17 protein-coding genes are annotated in these 18368 nt (G+C 66.1%); 10 read left to right on the forward strand and 7 right to left on the reverse strand.

Going from position 1 to position 18368, the window contains the following annotated elements; all coding sequences use genetic code 11:
* Positions 1-34: 34 nt before the first annotated feature.
* Entirely contained in the window at positions 35-2398 is a 2364-nt protein-coding gene (locus CCUG20998_RS10235) for a RelA/SpoT family protein (RefSeq protein WP_020728501.1), read from the forward strand.
* 16 nt (positions 2399-2414) lie between these two features.
* Here CCUG20998_RS10235 and CCUG20998_RS10240 read toward each other — a convergent pair whose 3' ends face one another.
* Entirely contained in the window at positions 2415-3302 is an 888-nt protein-coding gene (locus tag CCUG20998_RS10240; protein WP_020728502.1) for a peptidylprolyl isomerase, read from the reverse strand.
* A 140-nt stretch (positions 3303-3442) separates the two neighbouring features.
* On the opposite strand from CCUG20998_RS10240, the gene CCUG20998_RS10245 reads away from it, so the two are divergent.
* From CCUG20998_RS10245 to CCUG20998_RS10260, 4 genes are all read left to right on the forward strand, one after another.
* On the forward strand, positions 3443-4117 hold the full coding sequence (locus CCUG20998_RS10245; RefSeq protein ID WP_020728503.1) for an MBL fold metallo-hydrolase: 675 nt from the start codon (positions 3443-3445) through the stop codon (positions 4115-4117).
* Positions 4114-5376, forward strand: coding sequence for a histidine--tRNA ligase (gene hisS / locus CCUG20998_RS10250; protein ID WP_020728504.1), 1263 nt, complete (start codon positions 4114-4116; stop codon positions 5374-5376). The genes CCUG20998_RS10245 and hisS overlap by 4 nt, the downstream gene beginning before the upstream one ends.
* A gap of 64 nt (positions 5377-5440) precedes the next feature.
* Positions 5441-6904: an HNH endonuclease signature motif containing protein gene (locus tag CCUG20998_RS10255; RefSeq protein ID WP_020728505.1), complete on the forward strand. Its 1464-nt coding sequence runs from the start codon at positions 5441-5443 to the stop codon at positions 6902-6904.
* Positions 6905-7259: 355 nt separating this feature from the next.
* Entirely contained in the window at positions 7260-8288 is a 1029-nt protein-coding gene (locus CCUG20998_RS10260) for an Rv2578c family radical SAM protein (RefSeq protein WP_020728506.1), read from the forward strand.
* Between the two features lie 7 nt (positions 8289-8295).
* On the opposite strand, the gene CCUG20998_RS10265 is transcribed toward CCUG20998_RS10260, so the two are convergent.
* Positions 8296-9879 carry a purple acid phosphatase family protein gene (locus CCUG20998_RS10265; protein ID WP_020728507.1) on the reverse strand — a complete coding sequence of 528 codons (1584 nt, stop codon included), beginning with the start codon at positions 9877-9879 and terminating at the stop codon, positions 8296-8298.
* Positions 9880-9917: 38 nt separating this feature from the next.
* On the reverse strand, positions 9918-10763 hold the full coding sequence (locus tag CCUG20998_RS10270; RefSeq protein ID WP_036455832.1) for a patatin-like phospholipase family protein: 846 nt from the start codon (positions 10761-10763) through the stop codon (positions 9918-9920).
* Positions 10764-10791: 28 nt separating this feature from the next.
* Between CCUG20998_RS10270 and CCUG20998_RS10275 the strand changes: the two genes are divergently transcribed.
* Entirely contained in the window at positions 10792-11274 is a 483-nt protein-coding gene (locus CCUG20998_RS10275) for a hypothetical protein (protein ID WP_172607125.1), read from the forward strand.
* Between the two features lie 11 nt (positions 11275-11285).
* Here the strand turns inward: CCUG20998_RS10275 and CCUG20998_RS10280 are convergent, their stop codons facing one another.
* Positions 11286-11828, reverse strand: coding sequence for a helix-turn-helix domain-containing protein (locus tag CCUG20998_RS10280; RefSeq protein WP_020728510.1), 543 nt, complete (start codon positions 11826-11828; stop codon positions 11286-11288).
* A 92-nt stretch (positions 11829-11920) separates the two neighbouring features.
* Here CCUG20998_RS10280 and CCUG20998_RS10285 point away from each other — a divergent pair, with 92 nt between their 5' ends.
* Entirely contained in the window at positions 11921-12706 is a 786-nt protein-coding gene (locus CCUG20998_RS10285) for an aldolase (RefSeq protein ID WP_020728511.1), read from the forward strand.
* A 37-nt stretch (positions 12707-12743) separates the two neighbouring features.
* Positions 12744-13634 carry a dihydrodipicolinate synthase family protein gene (locus tag CCUG20998_RS10290; protein WP_020728512.1) on the forward strand — a complete coding sequence of 297 codons (891 nt, stop codon included), beginning with the start codon at positions 12744-12746 and terminating at the stop codon, positions 13632-13634.
* Positions 13635-13683: 49 nt separating this feature from the next.
* Here CCUG20998_RS10290 and ypfJ read toward each other — a convergent pair whose 3' ends face one another.
* The 3 genes from ypfJ to CCUG20998_RS10305 form a co-directional block, all read right to left on the reverse strand.
* Positions 13684-14568 (reverse strand): KPN_02809 family neutral zinc metallopeptidase, encoded by an 885-nt coding sequence (gene ypfJ, locus CCUG20998_RS10295; protein ID WP_020728513.1) that lies wholly within the window; start codon positions 14566-14568, stop codon positions 13684-13686.
* 61 nt (positions 14569-14629) lie between these two features.
* Positions 14630-15145, reverse strand: coding sequence for an SRPBCC family protein (locus CCUG20998_RS10300; RefSeq protein WP_020728514.1), 516 nt, complete (start codon positions 15143-15145; stop codon positions 14630-14632).
* An 18-nt stretch (positions 15146-15163) separates the two neighbouring features.
* Positions 15164-16051, reverse strand: a complete 888-nt coding sequence (locus tag CCUG20998_RS10305; protein ID WP_198967877.1) for an oxidoreductase — start codon at positions 16049-16051, stop codon at positions 15164-15166.
* A 91-nt stretch (positions 16052-16142) separates the two neighbouring features.
* Here CCUG20998_RS10305 and aspS point away from each other — a divergent pair, with 91 nt between their 5' ends.
* Together aspS and CCUG20998_RS10315 are read left to right on the forward strand one after the other, a co-directional pair.
* A complete protein-coding gene (aspS, locus tag CCUG20998_RS10310) occupies positions 16143-17924 on the forward strand; it encodes an aspartate--tRNA ligase (RefSeq protein ID WP_020728516.1) in 1782 nt (593 codons plus the stop codon).
* Positions 17921-18355, forward strand: a complete 435-nt coding sequence (locus CCUG20998_RS10315) for a nitroreductase family deazaflavin-dependent oxidoreductase (protein ID WP_020728517.1) — start codon at positions 17921-17923, stop codon at positions 18353-18355. Before aspS ends, CCUG20998_RS10315 begins: the two co-directional genes overlap by 4 nt.
* The last annotated feature ends 13 nt before the right edge of the window (positions 18356-18368 follow it).

Here is an 18368-nt window from a genome sequence, read left to right on the forward strand (position 1 = left end):
TTTGGAGATATCCTCTAGGTCGGAGGTGACGACGGTGGCCGATGACCAAAGCACGACGCAGGCAGTCGTGCCGTCCGTCGAGTCGCCACCGGTGGTAGAGGCGCCCGAGGCGGCGCCGGCTGAGACCCTCAAGACAACCAGCAGCGCCTCCCGTCGGGTGCGGGCCCGGCTGGCCCGCCGGATAACCGCTCAGCGCAGCGCCATCAACCCGGTTCTCGAGCCATTGGTGGCGGTGCACCGCGAGGTGTACCCCAAGGCCGACCTTTCGCTGCTGCAGCGGGCTTACGAGGTCGCCGACCAGCGCCACGCCGGCCAGTTCCGGCATTCCGGTGATCCTTACATCACCCACCCGCTGGCGGTTGCCAACATCCTGGCCGAGTTGGGCATGGACAGCACCACCCTGGTGGCGGCGCTGCTGCACGACACCGTCGAAGACACCGGATACACCCTCGAGGCGCTTTCCGAAGAGTTCGGCGAGGAGGTGGGCCATCTTGTCGACGGGGTGACCAAGCTGGACCGGGTCGTGCTCGGTAGCGCTGCCGAAGGCGAGACCATCCGCAAAATGATCACCGCCATGGCTCGCGATCCGCGGGTGCTGGTGATCAAGGTGGCCGACCGGTTGCACAACATGCGCACCATGCGCTTTCTGCCCCCGGAGAAGCAGGCGCGCAAGGCCCGCGAGACACTGGAAGTCATTGCCCCCCTGGCGCATCGACTGGGTATGGCCAGCGTCAAGTGGGAGCTCGAAGACCTGTCGTTTGCCATCCTGCATCCCAAGAAGTACGACGAGATCGTGCGCCTGGTGGCCGGCCGAGCGCCGTCGCGCGACACCTACCTGGCCAAGGTCCGTGCCGAGATCATCGCCACGCTGAGTGCATCGAAGATCAAGGCCACCGTGGAGGGACGCCCCAAGCACTATTGGTCGATCTACCAGAAGATGATCGTCAAGGGCCGCGACTTCGACGACATCCACGACCTGGTCGGCATCCGCATCCTGTGCGACGAGATCCGGGACTGCTATGCCGCGGTGGGCGTGGTGCATTCGCTGTGGCAGCCGATGGCGGGACGGTTCAAGGACTACATCGCCCAGCCCAGATACGGTGTGTACCAGTCGTTGCACACCACCGTGGTCGGCCCGGAGGGTAAGCCGCTGGAGGTGCAGATCCGCACCCGCGACATGCACCGCACCGCCGAATACGGCATCGCCGCGCACTGGCGCTACAAAGAGGCCAAGGGCCGCAACGGTGTTCCCCATCCACATGCGGCGGCCGAGATCGACGACATGGCGTGGATGCGTCAACTGCTCGACTGGCAGCGGGAGGCCGCCGACCCGGGCGAATTCCTGGAGTCGCTGCGTTACGACCTTGCCGTACAAGAGCTTTTCGTGTTCACGCCCAAGGGCGATGTCATCACCTTGCCCACCGGATCGACACCTGTGGACTTCGCCTATGCGGTACACACCGAGGTTGGTCACCGCTGCATCGGCGCCAGGGTCAACGGGCGGCTGGTGGCACTGGAACGCCAGCTGGAAAACGGCGAAGTGGTAGAGGTTTTCACCTCCAAGGCGCCCAATGCCGGGCCATCGCGGGACTGGCAGCAGTTCGTCGTCTCGCCACGCGCCAAGACCAAGATCCGGCAGTGGTTCGCCAAAGAGCGGCGTGAGGAGGCGCTGGAGGCGGGTAAGGAGGCGATCGCGCGCGAAGTGCGCCGCGGTGGGCTTCCGTTGCAGCGCTTGGTCAATGGCGAGTCCATGGGGGCGGTCGCCCGTGAGCTGCACTACACTGATGTGTCGGCGCTCTACACCGCCATTGGCGAGGGGCACGTGTCTGCCCGCCATGCCATGCAACGGCTGCTGGCCGAGCTTGGCGGCATCGACCAGGCCGAGGAGGAGCTCGCCGAGCGGGCGACGCCGACCACCATCCCGCGCCGTCCGCGCAGCTCCGACGACGTCGGGGTCTCGGTGCCCGGTGCCCCCGGCGTGATGACCAAGCTGGCCAAGTGCTGCACACCGGTTCCCGGCGACAACATCATGGGTTTTGTCACCCGCGGCGGCGGAGTCAGCGTGCATCGCACCGACTGCACCAACGCGGAGTCGCTCAAACAGCAGTCCGAGCGCATTATCGAGGTGCATTGGGCGCCGTCGCCGTCGTCGGTGTTCCTGGTCGCCATTCAGGTGGAGGCACTGGACCGGCACCGGTTGCTGTCGGATGTGACCCGGGTGCTGGCCGACGAGAAGGTCAACATCCTGTCGGCGTCGGTGACCACCTCGGGGGACCGGGTGGCGATCAGCCGGTTCACCTTCGAAATGGGCGACCCCAAGCACCTGGGGCATCTGCTCAACGTCGTGCGCAACGTGGAGGGCGTGTACGACGTCTACCGGGTGACTTCGGCCGCCTAGAAACGGCGTTTTCCGGCTAGTCGAGGAACACCGACTTGATGGTCACATCAAGTGCTGGCGGTCCGTCCTCGCCGCCACCGGCGACACCGGCCTTGGCGATCTTGTCCAGCGTTTCCAGCCCGTCGGCTTGGATGGTGCCGAACACGGTGTACTGGGGCGGTAGCTGCGAGTCGCGATAGACCATGAAGAACTGGCTGCTGTTGGTATCCGGGCCGGCATTGGCCATGGCCAGAGTGCCGCGCGGATAGATCACCGGCTGGCGCAGTGCCGGGTCGTTGGGCGGGTACTGGTCGGTGGGGTACTCGTTGGCGAATTGGTAGCCCGGACCGCCGGTTCCGTCGCCCTTCGGGTCGCCGCACTGCAGCACCGACAGCGTCGGCGAGGTGGTCAGCCGATGGCACTTGGTGTCCTTGAAGAAGCCCTGCTGCGCCAGGCTCGCGAAACTGTTTACCGTGCAAGGTGATTCGTTGTTGGCCAGCATGAGGCCGACCTTTCCTTGGCTGGTCATCATGCTCGCGCTCACCTGGGCCGGTTCGGTCGGCACCTTGCCCGACCGCGGCGGCTTGGCCGGCTTGGCGGCCTTGTCCGGGGACGCCGGGTATTGGCAGTTGGCGCCGAGGTTGGCCGAAGGCTTGAACGCCGGCAGCGGCGGTACCGAGTCGTCGGTGGGCGCAGCGGCGGAGCTGGTCGGCTCGGAACTGCTGGGGCTCGCGGAGGCGGTGGTCTTGTGATCGCCCTTGTTCATCACCACAACGACCACTACGGCGGCGATCACGGTGACCGCAGCCACTGCGCTACCCACGATCATCAGGATCCGCCGGCGCTTGGCCTGCTTGGCGCGGCGCTCCAGCTGCCGCTCTAGTTTGCGCTTGGCTGTGGCACGTCGCTGCTGGTTGGTCGGCACGGCCGATGTCCTCCCTGCTTGTCCGGTGAATCGGGCCGAGTGGCCAGCTCAGGCTAATGTGAGCGCCGAAACCCTTGTCAAGCACCCCACGGTGTTGGCCCATATCGTCGCCGGACCGAGGGAATGGGAAACTGGGAATCGTGTTGATCACCGGATTTCCCGCCGGCGTGTTGCAGTGCAATTGTTACGTGCTGGCCGAGCGGCCTGGAACGGACGCCATCATCGTCGACCCCGGCCAGCGTGCGATGGGCCAACTGCGTCGCATCCTCGACAAGAACCGGCTGACTCCGGCCGCGGTGTTGATCACCCACGGGCACATCGACCACATGTGGTCGGCTCAGAAGGTCTCGGATACGTTCGGCTGCCCGACCTACATCCATCCCGAGGACCGATTCATGCTCAAAGACCCCATCTACGGCCTGGGGCCGCGGGTGGCACAGCTGTTCGCCGGTGCCTTCTTCCGTGAGCCCAAACAGGTCGTCGAACTGGACCGCGACGGCGACAAGATCGACCTCGGCAACATCTGCGTCAACGTGGATCACACACCCGGGCACACCCGCGGATCGGTGTGCTTCCGGGTGCCGCTGGCGGCCAAAGACGACCGCGACGTCGTATTCACCGGCGACACGCTGTTCGAGCGCTCCATCGGCCGCTCCGATCTGTTCGGAGGCAGCGGCCGTGACCTGCTGCGCTCGATCGTCGACAAGTTGCTGGTGCTCGACGACAAGACCGTGGTGCTTCCCGGGCACGGCAACTCCACCAGCATCGGTGCCGAGCGGCGGTTCAACCCGTTCCTGGAAGGGTTGAGCACGTGACGGAATTCTGTGCTCCCAAAGGCGTGCCGGACTACGTGCCACCGGACTCGGCGCAGTTTGTGGCGGTGCGCGACGGCCTGCTGACGGCCGCCCGCCGGGCCGGCTACGGCCACATCGAACTGCCGATCTTCGAGGACACCGCGCTGTTTGCCCGTGGCGTGGGTGAATCGACCGACGTGGTGTCCAAAGAGATGTACACGTTTGCCGACCGTGGTGACCGTTCGGTGACGCTGCGGCCCGAGGGCACCGCTGGGGTGGTGCGGGCGGTGATCGAACACGGCCTGGACCGTGGGGCGCTGCCGGTGAAGCTGTGTTACGCGGGTCCGTTCTTCCGCTACGAGCGTCCGCAGGCCGGGCGGTATCGCCAGTTGCAGCAGGTTGGTGTGGAGGCGATCGGCGTGGACGATCCGGCGCTGGACGCCGAGGTGATCGCCATCGCCGACGCGGGCTTCCGTTCGCTGGGGCTGGACGGGTTCCGGTTGGAAGTCACTTCGCTCGGTGATGAGACCTGCCGGCCGCAGTACCGAGAACTGTTGCAGGAGTTTCTGTTCGGTTTGGACCTTGACGAAGAGACCCGCCGGCGCGCTGCGCTCAATCCATTGCGGGTGCTCGACGACAAGCGCCCGGAGGTGCGGGCGATGACCGCCGAGGCCCCGGTGCTGCTCGACCACCTCTCCGATGTCGCCAAGCAGCACTTTGACACGGTGCTGGCGCATCTGGACGCGCTCAGGGTGCCCTATGTCATCAACCCGCGCATGGTGCGCGGGCTCGACTACTACACCAAGACCACCTTCGAATTCGTGCACGACGGGTTGGGCGCGCAGTCCGGCATCGGCGGCGGGGGCCGCTACGACGGCCTGATGAAGCAGCTGGGCGGGCAGGACCTGTCGGGCATCGGGTTCGGGCTGGGTGTCGATCGGACGATGCTGGCGTTGCGCGCCGAAGGCAAGAGCGTGGGGGAGAGCGCCCGCTGCGACGTGTTCGGGGTGCCACTGAGCGAGCAGGCCAAGCTGACGCTGGCGGTGCTGGCCGGGCAGCTCCGCGCCTCGGGCGTTCGCGTCGACCTCGCCTACGGTGATCGCGGGCTCAAGGGTTCGATGCGTGCGGCCGACCGCTCCGGTGCGAGCGTTGCGCTGGTCGCCGGGGATCGCGATATCGAGGCGGGCACGGTCGGGGTGAAGGACCTCGGTACCGGCGAGCAGGTCTCGGTGTCGACCGATTCGGTTGTCGACGACGTGATTGCCAAGCTCGGACGCTAGCCCGGCCGCGCCCCCGTCGGGGCGATCGCCGTTCGTGTCGTACCCCCGTGGCATTATCGAATGTATGTTCGAATCCTGGTACGCCAGTCGTGCGACATCCGAGTCGGCGGCGTTGCTGGATCGGGTGGGTGAGGCCGCGCGTTCAGAGGCGCAGTCAGCGGCCGGGCGCCTGGTGGCGATCGGGGAGTTGTTCGTACTGCGGTGCCGCGAGTCGGGGGAGCGGGCCCAGTGGGCAACCGATACCTGGGAGGCAGTCGCCGCCCAGGTCGCGGCCAGATTGCGCTGCAGCGTGGCGATGGGGGCGAGCTATCTGCGCTATGCGATGGCGATGCGGGATCGGCTGCCGCTGGTCGGCAAGGTGTTCGAGTCCGGTGACATCGACTATCGGAGCTTTCAGACGATTGTGTTTCGCACCGATCTGATCGCCGATGCCGACGTGTTGGCCAAGGTGGATGCCCAGGTGGCGGCGCTGGTATCGCGTCGCCCCTCGCTGACGCGCGGTGGGCTGGGCGCGGCGGTCGACCAGATTGTCACCAAGGTCGATCACGACGCGGTGCGCCAGGCGCACAAGGCGGCCTCGGACCGGTACGTCGACGTCATTGGCGGTGGTTCGGGAATGGCCTGGGTGGAGGGCAGTGTGGTTGCCACCGCTGGGCAAGCCCTTGATCGGCGACTTGATGAGTTGGCGGCCACCGTGTGTGCGGCCGATCCGCGCACGCGCAAGCAGCGGCGCGCCGACGCGTTGGGGGCGCTGGCCGCCGGTATCGAGCGGCTGGTGTGTGGTTGTGGGTCGGCTCAGTGCGCGGCGTCGGAACCGGCGCGCTCGAGCAACATCGTGATACATGTCATCGCCGAGCGGGCCAGCGTCGAGGGCGCGGGCACCGCGCCGGGCGTGCTGGCGGGGTCGGAGTGGCTTGTCCCGGCCGAGTTGGTCGCCGAGCTGGCCAAGTCCGCCAGGCTGGTGCCCGTGATCCGGCCGGCCGAGATTGCCGAACCGAGATACACCCCATCGGCGCAACTGGCTGACTTTGTGCGCTGTCGCGATCTCACTTGCCGGGCCCCCGGGTGTGACCGCCCGGCCGCCGACTGCGACGTCGACCACACGGTGCCCTACGCGGCTGGCGGCCTCACGCACCCCTCGAACCTGAAATGCCTATGCCGCAAACACCATCTGCTGAAGACGTTCTGGGGTTGGCGCGACCAGCAGTTGCCCGATGGAACCGTGATCTGGGGTCTGCCCGACGGGCATGTCTATGTCACCACCCCGGGTAGCGCGTGGTTGTTCCCCTCGCTGTGTGCACCCACCGGCCGCGTGCCCGCGAGGTCGGCCGCGCAGGGCGCTTGTGGCGACGGTCGGGGCGCGATGATGCCCCAACGGCGTCGCACTCGGGCTCAGCAACGGGCCCATCTGATCGCTACCGAACGCCGTCGCAACCGGCAGGCGCGCCAACCCCGCTCCGTGTTCGCGCAGGGTTCGGACTTGCAGACCCGCACCTGCGCCGCTGCCGAGGAACCGCCGCCCTTCTAGCTGGCTCGGTGCGCCGTCAAAGATGCGTGCGAGCGATGTACTTCGTTCTGTGTTGTCGAGCTCAGACGACTATCGCTGCAACCGTGCGTCGGCGCCGGCTTCATCGCAAACGCCACCGCCGAAACCCGCCGACAAACTTCCCACGGACAAACATCGACCAATCGTAGGCCGCGCTCAAATCCATTGCGGCTCAACAATCTGATGCGCGCTCGACGGGCAGGTCTAGGTGACTATCCCGGGCGGCGCGTGGTCGTTCCCCTTGTGTGCAAGCCGGCGGCACCCACCAGTTCGACCGCGCACAAGCGAGCTAGTCGGGCGCTTGACTAGAAATCGAACTAATGTTCGAATGTGTGGTATGCGCTGGTGTGCCCAGGCCCTGGCGGTCAACGGGGAACCCGTCGATGACGGAGCGTTACCCGGGCTGCAGCGCATCGGGTTGGTTCGAAGCGTCCGCTCGCCGCACTTCGAGGGCATGACGTTCCATGAAGTGCTCTGCAAGTCCGCGCTGAACAAGGTGCCCAACGCCGCCGCGTTGCCTTTCCGCTACACCGTCAACGGCTACCGCGGCTGCACGCATGCCTGTCGTTACTGTTTCGCCCGTCCCACCCATGAGTACCTCGACTTCGACTCGGGTGCGGATTTCGATACCCAGATCGTGGTCAAGACCAATGTCGCCGAAGTGCTGCGCCGTGAGTTACGCCGGCCATTGTGGCGGCGCGAGACCGTCGCGCTCGGCACCAACACCGATCCCTACCAGCGCGCGGAGGGCCGTTACGCGCTGATGCCGGGAATCATTGGCGCGCTCGCCGGATCGGGAACCCCGCTGTCCATCCTGACCAAGGGCACACTGCTGCGCCGGGATCTGCCACTGCTGGCCGAGGCATCCGGGCAGGTGCCGGTGTCGGTGGCCGTGTCGCTGGCCATCGCCGACCCGGACCTGCACAAGGAGGTCGAGCCCGGCACGCCGGCCCCGCAGGCCCGGCTGGGTCTGATCGCCGCAATCCGCGACGCCGGTCTGGATTGTCATGTGATGGTCGCCCCGGTGCTACCGCACCTCACCGACTCCGCTGCGCACCTCGATCTCTTGCTCGGCCAGATCGCGGCGGCCGGTGCTACCGGTGTCACGGCTTTCGGGCTGCATCTGCGCGGAGCGACGCGCGGTTGGTTCATGTCCTGGCTGGCCCGGGCGCACCCGGACCTCGTCGGCACGTATCGGGAGCTGTACCGGCGCGGTGCCTACTTGCCGCCGTACTACCGCGACATGCTCAGGCAACGCGTGGCGCCACTGGTCGCCAAGCATCGGCTGGGCGGTACCGCGCGCCCGTCCTCGCCGGTCGCCGAAGCGGAGGTGATGCCCGTTCCCGAGCAGGCGACCCTATTTTGACGCGGCGTTAATCACCGCGCGGCTTGGTCAGCGTGAATTCGTCGACAACCGTGGTCGCCCCGAACAACCCGGTCACCGCGTAGTGCGTCGCCTTGATCGATGTGTGGCCGCCGGGTTGGCCGGGATCGACATCGAAGGCCGCAAAGCCGTAGGGGTTGTCGTGGTCACGGAACGCCGACCATGGTGCGTCCTCGAGCACGTAGATCGATGGCCGGGACCGCTCGCCGGGATCGTATGGGCCGACCGCGGTCACGACCCGGCAGCGGGGTTCGGGGAAGAACAACTGGTTGCTGGTCAGCGACCGCCCCCCGCAACCGATGACCAGGTGCACCGTTCCCCGGGTCGCGTCGATCACGTCGCCGCGGGTGTCCACGGGGATCGGCGTTCGGGTCTGGGTGTCCATCGCGCCGCGCAGCGGATGTGACCGCTCGTAGTGGTGCTCATGGCCGCACAACACGAGATCGACCTCGTATTGGTCGAACAACGGCAGCCACTCCTGCCGGATGCCCAGGTCGGCGCCGTTGAAATGATCGGCGGTCGAGATGGCCGTCTGGTGCATGCACACGATCACCCAGTCGACCGCCGGGTCGCGGCGCGCCGCGGCGAGTTCGGTTTGCAGCCAACGTCTTTGCTCGCCACCCGAATAGCCGTGTACGTAGGAGCTGCCGGCGTCCTGAAAACACACATCATCGTTGCTCAGGCTGATCACCCGCACCGAGCCGGCGGTGAAGGAGTACCACAGCCCGCGCAACTCCTGGCTGGCCCCAGAGTCGGGCACCGAGAAATAGGTTTGGTAGGCGCCGTAACCGATTGGCCCATTGCCCAATTCATTCTCGTGATTGCCGGCCGCGGGCATCCATGGCCGGTAACGCGCTGAACGGCTGTTGGTTTCCAGCCAGTCCGACCAGGTGCGAATGCGGTCGTGTGCCATGTTCGCGTAGCACAGGTCGCCGTTGACCAGGTTGAATAACGGGGCCATGCGCTCGATCGCGATGGTGATGTCGCCCGCGGCAGGCGTTCCGCCGTTGTCGCTCACGTATCGACCGTCGGAGAATCTGCCCAGTGTTGGCGTGCCCTGATCCCCGAAGCTGGTGAAGCGCAGCGGTTTTCGCCCCAATGGCGCGGTTCGCACGGTGCCCAGTTGTGGATCCGCGCCGTCGTGGACCGCGGCGTATACGTAGTCGCTATCTGGTGTCAGGTTGGTCAGCCGGGCGTGGTTGACGCGAACCTCGGTATTGGACTTCGCATCCCGATAGGTTCGGGTCTCGGCGCTGACGACGCGGCCGAACCCGGACGCGGGGGTTCCCAGCATGACTCGCGGATTCTGGACCGCGTCAACGCTGTGCCACGACACGACGACCTCGGTGGCGGCGTTCTTGCCATATTGCAGATGCAGACCGCCAACCGGTTGCGCGCTGGTGCGATCGGGCTGATACCAGACACTGGGACCGTGCCCGGGCCGTAGCAGTGCCGCCCCGCCCAGGCCGATGCCCGCTCCGACGGCGGCCGACGCGAGGCCCGTCGTCAGCAACTTGCGGCGGCTGGGTCCCACGGGTTGCGGGTCATCGGGTTGATCCAGATCGTCGGGCATTACTGCTTTCATACCCCAGTCGGGTTAACACCGCTTGGCTAGTGCAGGTGCGGCTTGAGTAATGCGGCCTGTCCGATGCGCGCCGGATTCGTCGCCAGCCACTCGCGGGTGGCCTGGTGCGAGCGCGGGATAAGGGTTGCCGATTGCGAGAAGTCGGCTCCGGATATGGATACCGGACAAAGCGGCCGAATGACGCGCAGATCGACGGTCTGCTCGAAGCGCTCGATATCGACGGCGAGGCGATGGTTGACTGCCAGCGTCATCGCGTGCAGGACCATCGTGACCGCCGAGGCCGGCAAGGTCTGCAGATCGCACGAATAGCCGGTCGGCAATACCCAGATCTTGTCGGCCCCCAGCGCGACCGCGTGCGACACCGGGGTGTTGTTCACCACACCGCCGTCGATGAGCCCGCGCCCGTTGATGCTGACCGGGGGGAATATCCCGGGAATGGCTGCGCTGGCTGCGATCGCATCGACGGCGTCGCCGGAGGACAGCAATACGTCGGTGCCGGAGATGACGTCGGTGGCCACCACGTGCAGCGGGATCGGTGCATCCTCGAGATTGGTGAATTCAAGTTCCCTGCTGAGGATGCGCCGCAGACCCGTGTTGGGGACCAAGTGCTGGCGCCGGCCGAGGAAGCCCATCAGCCCGGTGACCGGTTGAGTGGGAAATACCTCTTTTCGGGTGAGGGACCGCCACAATCCGGCCAAAGCCCGAATCCCGGCCGCATCGGGCCGCGACGCGATCCACCCACCGTTGAGTGCGCCGACCGAGGTGCCGATGATCAGGTCTGGTGTGATGCCTTCGTCGGCCAAGGCTTGCAGCATCCCGACCTGTATCGCTCCGAGGCTTGCGCCGCCGGACAAGACGAATGCGGTGGTCACGCTTGCATCGTAAGGACGATCACCCGCCATGTCGGACGAATTGCGGACCGCGGCCATCGGTAACGAATCCGGTAGCGTTTTCGATATGACGAACGTGCGAAAGAGGGCGAGCGCGGTCTCAGTGACGGGGGCGGTGGTCGCGGTTGCCGCGGTGGTAGCTGCGCCGGCGATCTCTCATGCAGATCCAGCTGGGCATCAGGTGACTTACACGGTCACGACCACCAGCGATCTGACCGCCAACATTCAGTACATGAATGTCGATCCGCCCAGCCAGTCGGCGTTTGATGCCGATTCCTCGAAATACCTGACCTCCGTGCACACCCCGATCACCGGCGGTCAACCGTTGGTCTACACGGCCACACTGCAGAACCCGAGTCAGTGGGCCATCGTCACGGCCAGCGGCGGCCTTCGGATCAATCCCGAATTCCACTGCGAGATCGCCGTCGACGGACAGGTGGTGGTGTCGCAGAACGGTGGCAGCGGAGTCACCTGCTCGACCCGGCCGTGGTAGCGCTCCGCTAGTCACCGGCCGCTGAGTTCGGCCCCCGCGACCACCACGACTTCGGCCCGTTCGGTGCCGACCGCCCTTAGCTTGTGGCCGACCGAGGCGTCGAAGTAGGCGCTGTCACCGGTACCGAGCGTGACGGTCTGGTCGCCGTAGTCGAGTTCGACGCTGCCCGTGTGCACAAAGACGAACTCCTGGCCGGTGTGCTCCGGATGCGGACCGTCGGAGGCGCAGTCTTGCCCGGCGGTCGGCCGAACAACAAACGGCGACATGGTTTTTCCAAGTTGCGTCGACGCCAGTACGTGGTAGCGCCCGGATTGGGACCCTAGGCGGTCGTGGGCGCGGTCGACGGTCATCGTCTCGTGGGCGGACTCGTCTGAGAAGAGCCGCCCGACGTCGACGTCGAGTGCCCGCGCGACCTTGAGCGCCACCGCGATCGAGGGCGTGCTCTGTCCCCGCTCGATCTTGGACAGGTAGCTCTTGGTGAGCCCGGCCCGCTGGGCGAGTTGTTCCAGGGTGAGCCCGCGCTGCCGGCGGACCGCGCGCAGCAGTGCTGTCACTGTCCAGCTCCTAACCCGCCAAAATTCGAGGACACAAAGTTTCCTATAGTGCTACTATCGTGTCATATCGACGCTATGCAAGGGAGCCCCGGATGGCAACCACTTTCTCCGATTCCAAGTCCGAGTTGATGCGACGGGCCCAGGAACGCCTCGATGCCCAGACGCCCGAATCTCAGCTGACCACCCGGCAAAAGGTCGCGTTGACCTGCCGGGTGTTGTTCGACGCCGGCCACGATTCCGGTCTGGCCGGGCAGATCACCGCGCGTGCGCAGCGGCCCGGCACCTATTACACCCAACAACTCGGCTTGGGATTCGACGAGATCACCGAAGACAACCTGCTGTTGGTCGATGAGGACCTCAATGTTCTCGAGGGCTCTGCAATGGCCAACCCGGCAAATCGATTTCACAGCTGGATCTACCGCGAACGGCCGGACGTGCAGTGCATCGTTCATACCCATGGGTTCCACACCGCGGCGTTGTCGATGCTGAAGGTGCCGTTGGTCGTTTCGCACATGGACACCACGCCGCTCTATGACGACTGCGCTTTCCTCGCCGACTGGCCAGGCGTGCCGGTGGGCAACGAGGAAGGCGAGATCATCAGCGCCGCATTGGGAAACAAGAAGGCGATCCTTCTTGCGCACCACGGGCAGTTGATAGCCGGCGTCAGCATCGAGGAGGCCTGCACGCTGGCGGTCCTGATCGAACGCGCCGCCAAACTGCAACTGGCGGCCATGAGTGCGGGAACAATCGCCGAACTACCGGACCAACTGGCCCGCGAGGCTCACGATTGGACCCTGACACCTTCCCGCAGCCGGGCGAACTTTGCCTACTACGCGCGTCGCGCACTGGCCCGTCACCCCGATGCGCTGAGCAGCTGATTGGTCAATCCGTCCACCAAAGCCAAAGGAGCCAGCTATGGCAGAACCTGGTGCGCTCACGATTCACGGGATCATCGCCTACCCGGTCACGCCCTTTACCGCCGAGGGCGACGTCGATGCGCGCCGGCTGGCGGCACTTGTCGATCGGCTGGTGTGCTCGGGAGTCCATGCGATCGCCGCGCTGGGCAGCACCGGGGAACTGGCCTACCTCGACGAGGCCGAGTTCGATACCGCGGTTGACACCGCGGTCGCGGCGGTCAGCGGCCGGCTACCCGTCGTCTTGGGCGTCTCGGATGTCACTACTGCCAAGACCATTCGGCGCGCGCGCTACGCGCAACATGTCGGTGCTGACGCGGTGATGATCCTGCCGGTGTCCTACTGGAAGCTCAACGAACACGAGATCTTCCAGCACTACCGCAGCGTTGGCGACGCCATCACCATCCCGATCATGGCTTACAACAACCCGGCCACCAGCGGTGTGGACATGCGCCCCGAACTGTTGGTCAGGATGTTTGAAAGCATCGACAACCTCACCATGGTCAAGGAGTCCACCGGCGACCTGTCCCGGATGCGGCGCATCGCCGAACTCAGTGGCGGCCGGCTGCCGTTCTATAACGGCTCCAACCCGCTGGTGCTCGACGCGTTGAAAGTTGGTGCCGCCGGATGGTGCACGGCCGCACCCAACTTGTGGCCCCAGCCATGCATCGATCTGTACGAAGCGGTGCGCGCCGGGGATCTGGAGAAGGCCCAGATTCTCTACGACGACCTCAAGCCGCTGCTGGAGTTCATCGTCGCGGGCGGGCTGGCCACCACGGTGAAAGCCGGTCTGGGGCTGCTCGGATTCCCGGTCGGGGATCCGCGCCCGCCGTTGCTGCCGCTCGACGAGCACGGACGGGCCAAGCTGGGCCGCCTGCTGGCCGGCTGCTGAGCCGCGAAGCGATTGGTCGGCGTCGGTTGCGTTGTTGGGCAACCGATCTCTAGCCCAGGTTGGTGGCGCTGAAGGTGTCACATTTGTTGGGGTCGCCGGTCTGATACCCGACGGTGAACCACTTCTGCCGTTGCGCCGAGGAGCCGTGCGTCCACGTCTCGGGGTTGCTGCGTCCGGCCACCTGCTGCTGGATGCGATCGTCGCCCACCGATGCCGCGGCTGAGAGCGCGTCTTGGATATCCTTGTCGCTCAACGGCTCGAGGAAGGGGACGCCGGTACTTTCTTGCCGGACGGTAGACGCATAGTGTGCCCAGACCCCCGCGTAACAGTCGGCCTGCAACTCGGTGCGCACGCCATTGCCCCCGGCGCCTTTGGCTCCCTGTTGGGCGCGGCCCAGCACGCCCAGCAGGTTCTGCACGTGATGGCCGTATTCATGGGCCACCACGTATTCCTGCGCGAACGGCCCACCACTGGAACCGAATTCGTTGACAAGCAGCTGAAAGAAGTCGGTGTCGAAATATGCCGTCTGGTCCACCGGGCAGTAGAACGGGCCGACTTCGCTGCTGGCTGGCCCGCACCCGGTGCTGACCTGGCCGCTGAATAGGCGCAGATGCGGGCGCGTGTACCGATCGGGCATCAGCTGCTTCCATACCGCGTCCAGAGAGTTTCCGGTGGCCACCACCCGGCACTGCACGTACTTGTTGGCGTCGGCGCCCGTCTTGCACTGGCTCAGGTCGAATCCGGGAGCCACCACGTCGCGGTCGTCCATGGGTTGCTGGCTCAGCACGCCACCCGGATCGACACCGAGAAACATCGCGACCACGACGATCAACAGGCCGCCGATGCCGCCGCCGATGGCCATCCGGCCAAACCCGCCACCGCCTGACGATGACGCGGCGCTGGTGTCGATCTGCATACCCTCGTTAAAGGTCATCGCACGCTCCAAATCTGGCCCGCCGTCGGGCCGGGCGCTGGGCTACCCGGGCGGCACCAGCCTAACGCTGCTGCGGCACCTCGAACCGGGCGTCGGTGTAACTGCGCAGTTTGCGTAAGAAGCGCCGTAATCCCAGGTTGAGCAGCGGACCGAACAACATCATGCCCAGCCGCGCGGGGCCGGCGGGTTTTTGCGCCATGGTCCAGGTCAGTCGGCAACCGCCCGGGATGACCTCGACCCGGTAATCCTCGGCGAACGCCGCGACGGCCTGCGTCGAGCATTCATTGAACCGAAACGCCATGTGGCTGAACGGCTCCCAGGCGATGAATTCCTCGTTGCCGACCAGGCCCCCGCGCATCTCGACGGTACGTGTGGTGCCGACGCGGAAGGGCGGGGGACTCGTCCAGGTCACCTTGGTGATCACCGGTGCCCAGCTCGGCCAGGACTGCGCATCGGAAAGCACCTCAAACAGCTGCTCGGGGGTGATGGCGAGGTCGACGCTGTTGCGGTAGAGAAAGGGCGCTTGACCGGAATCCGGGTCGACAAAGCTCAGGTCGACGCGCTCGCACGGGAACATGAACTAGACCCTAACCAGCTATCCGGGTCCGTCGCTGGCTGCAGCCAATAATGGCACCAGCACCTGGCTGATCGGGGTCGCCAGGCCGTGGGCGCGAGCCTTGCGGATGATCACACCGTTGCGCAGGTCCCATTCCAACCGCCGGTGGGCTTCTCGATCGGCCAGGATCGAGGTGCCCATGTCCTCGGGTGCCGATGCGAACAGATCAACCATCTCATCGATCACGTCGTCATCGAGTCGGGCGCCCTCGGCGCGTGCCACCGCCAGACATTCGGCGACGTAGTGACGAGACAGTTCGGCGATATCGTCGCGCCGGAACATTCCGGAGCGCCGCCCGGACAGTGCCATCAGTCCGGCTAGCGCATTGAGCACGAGTTTGCGCCAGATGACGGTGGTGAAGTCGGGATCGCAGTCCACCCGGCAACCGGCAGCACGCAGCAACCCGGCCAGCGCCTCCGCCGCAGCCCCGGTGGGCAACACCAACGCGGCATCTCCGCGCAACCGCACCCAGCCGCCCGGCTGGGTCTCGGCCGCAAACCACACACTGCCCGCGACGATGGATGAAGACGAACAGTGCGGCTGCACCTGCTCGACCTGTTCGACACCGTTTTGCAGGACGGCTACCACGGTGTGCTCACCGCACAGGCGGGCCAGCCAGTCGCGCGCGGCGCCGGTCTGAGTGGCTTTGACCGCCAATATCAGCACATCGACCGGTCCGGTCAGCTGCTGCGGGTCGGTGTGTACCGGACCGGGCACCACGATCGGAGATGCCCCGTCGGGGCGCAGCTCGATGCTGTCGCGAGCCGTGTGGCCGCACAGCAGCACCGGGTTCCCCGCGGCATGCAGCAGCGCGGCGACCGTCGTGCCGACGGCGCCGGGGCCTACGAGTGCGATTCTGGGTGCGATGCAGCCAAAAGTACCGGGTTGGGTGGGCCAGTGGCCCGGCCCTCTAGACTGAGCAGTCGTTTTAGGTCGTTCCAAAGCCGGGTGAAGGGGAGTGTTTGTGCTGCGTAGCCACGCCGCTGGGGCATTACGAGATAGCGATGCCGGGCGACAGGTGACGCTGGCCGGTTGGGTGGCCCGCCGCCGCGACCATGGCGGCGTCATCTTCATCGACCTGCGCGACGCCTCAGGCATTGCCCAGGTCGTATTCCGCGAAGCCGACGTGTTGGCCCAGGCGCATCGGCTGCGTGCCGAGTTCTGCGTCGCGGTCACCGGTGTCGTCGAGATCCGTCCCGAAGGCAACGCCAACCCCGAGATCGCGACCGGCGACATCGAGGTCAACGCCTCTTCATTGACGGTGCTCGGCGAATGCGCGCCACTGCCGTTCCAGCTCGACGAGCCCGCGGGGGAGGAGTTGCGGCTGAAATACCGCTACCTCGACCTGCGCCGCGATGGTCCGGCATCGGCGATTCGGTTGCGTTCCAAGGTCAATGCCGCCGCCCGCGCGGTGCTGGCCGGACACGACTTCGTCGAGATCGAAACACCGACGATCACCCGCTCCACCCCGGAGGGCGCCCGCGACTTTCTGGTGCCCGCCCGGCTGCACCCGGGCATGTTCTACGCGCTGCCGCAAAGCCCGCAGCTGTTCAAACAGCTGCTCATGGTGGCCGGGATGGAGCGCTACTACCAGATCGCCCGGTGCTACCGCGACGAGGACTTCCGGGCCGATCGCCAGCCCGAGTTCACCCAGCTCGACATGGAATTGAGCTTTGTCGACGTCGAGGACATCATCGCGGTCTCCGAGGAGATCCTGACCGCGCTGTGGGCGCTGATCGGCTACCGGATTCCAACCCCCATCCCACGGATCAGCTACGCCGGCGCGATGCGCCGGTTCGGGTCCGACAAACCCGACCTGCGGTTCGGCCTCGAACTCGTGGAGTGCGCAGAGTTCTTCAAAGACACCACATTCCGGGTGTTCCAAGCGCCCTACGTCGGCGCGGTGGTGATGCCCGGCGGAGCCTCGCAGCCGCGGCGCACGCTGGATGGCTGGCAAGAGTGGGCCAAACAGCGCGGTCACCGCGGGCTGGCCTACGTGCTGGTCGGCGAGGATGGGACGCTGGGCGGCCCGGTGGCCAAGAACCTGACCGATGCCGAGCGTGACGGACTGGCCGCTCACGTGGGCGCCAGTCCGGGGGACTGCATCTTCTTCTCGGCGGGACCGGTGAAGGCGTCGCGGGCGCTGCTGGGGGCGGCGCGAATCGAGATCGCCGAGCGGCTCAACCTGATCGACCCCAGCGCCTGGGAGTTCGTTTGGGTGGTTGATCCGCCCCTGTTCGAGCCCGCCGAGGACGCCACCGCCTCTGGCGACGTGGCCGTTGGATCCGGCGCGTGGACGGCGGTGCATCACGCGTTTACCGCGCCCAAGCCAGAGCTCGAAGACCGTATCGAATCGGACCCCGGCAGCGTGTTGGCCGATGCCTACGACATCGTCTGCAATGGCCACGAGATCGGGGGTGGATCGATCCGTATCCATCGTCGCGACATTCAGGAGCGGGTGTTCGCGGTCATGGGTCTGAGCAAGGCTGAGGCCGAAGAGAAGTTCGGCTTCCTGCTGGAGGCTTTCACGTTCGGCGCCCCGCCGCATGGCGGCATCGCGTTCGGGTGGGACCGGGTCAGCACGTTGCTGGCCGGAGCGGATTCGATCCGCGATGTGATCGCGTTCCCCAAAACCGGTGGCGGTGTCGACCCGCTTACCGAGGCCCCCGCGCCGATCACCGCCCAGCAGCGCAAGGAGGCTGGAATAGACGCCAAGCCCAAACAAGTTGAGGGGACATGACGCGAGGGATCCCCGACGCCGAGACGATCAAGGCGTTCAACAGCAACATCGTCGATGAGTTCCGGGCCAATGGGGGCAAGGTGGGCGGCCCGTTCGCCGGCTCGGATCTGTTGCTGCTCACAACCACCGGGGCCAAGTCCGGGCGGCCTCGGCTGGCGCCGCTGGTGTACCTGCGCATCGACGGCAAGATGTTCATCGTCGGCTCCTTCGCCGGTGCCGATGTCGACCCGGCCTGGGTGCATAACCTCAGGTCCGACGCGCGTGCACACGTCGAGGTGGGTACCGACGCGTTCGACGTGACCGCCCGCGAACTGCCTCCGGCAGAGCGTGACGAGTTTTTTCTGAAGGTGGCCGCCGCCGCCGCGGGGTTCGGCGACTATCAAGCGAAAACCAGCCGGGTAATCCCCCTGTTCGAGCTGCAGCGGGCCTGACCGGGGTACCCGA

This window comes from Mycobacterium marinum, assembly GCF_003391395.1.
In the GTDB taxonomy this organism is placed as follows: Bacteria; Actinomycetota; Actinomycetes; order Mycobacteriales; family Mycobacteriaceae; genus Mycobacterium; species Mycobacterium marinum.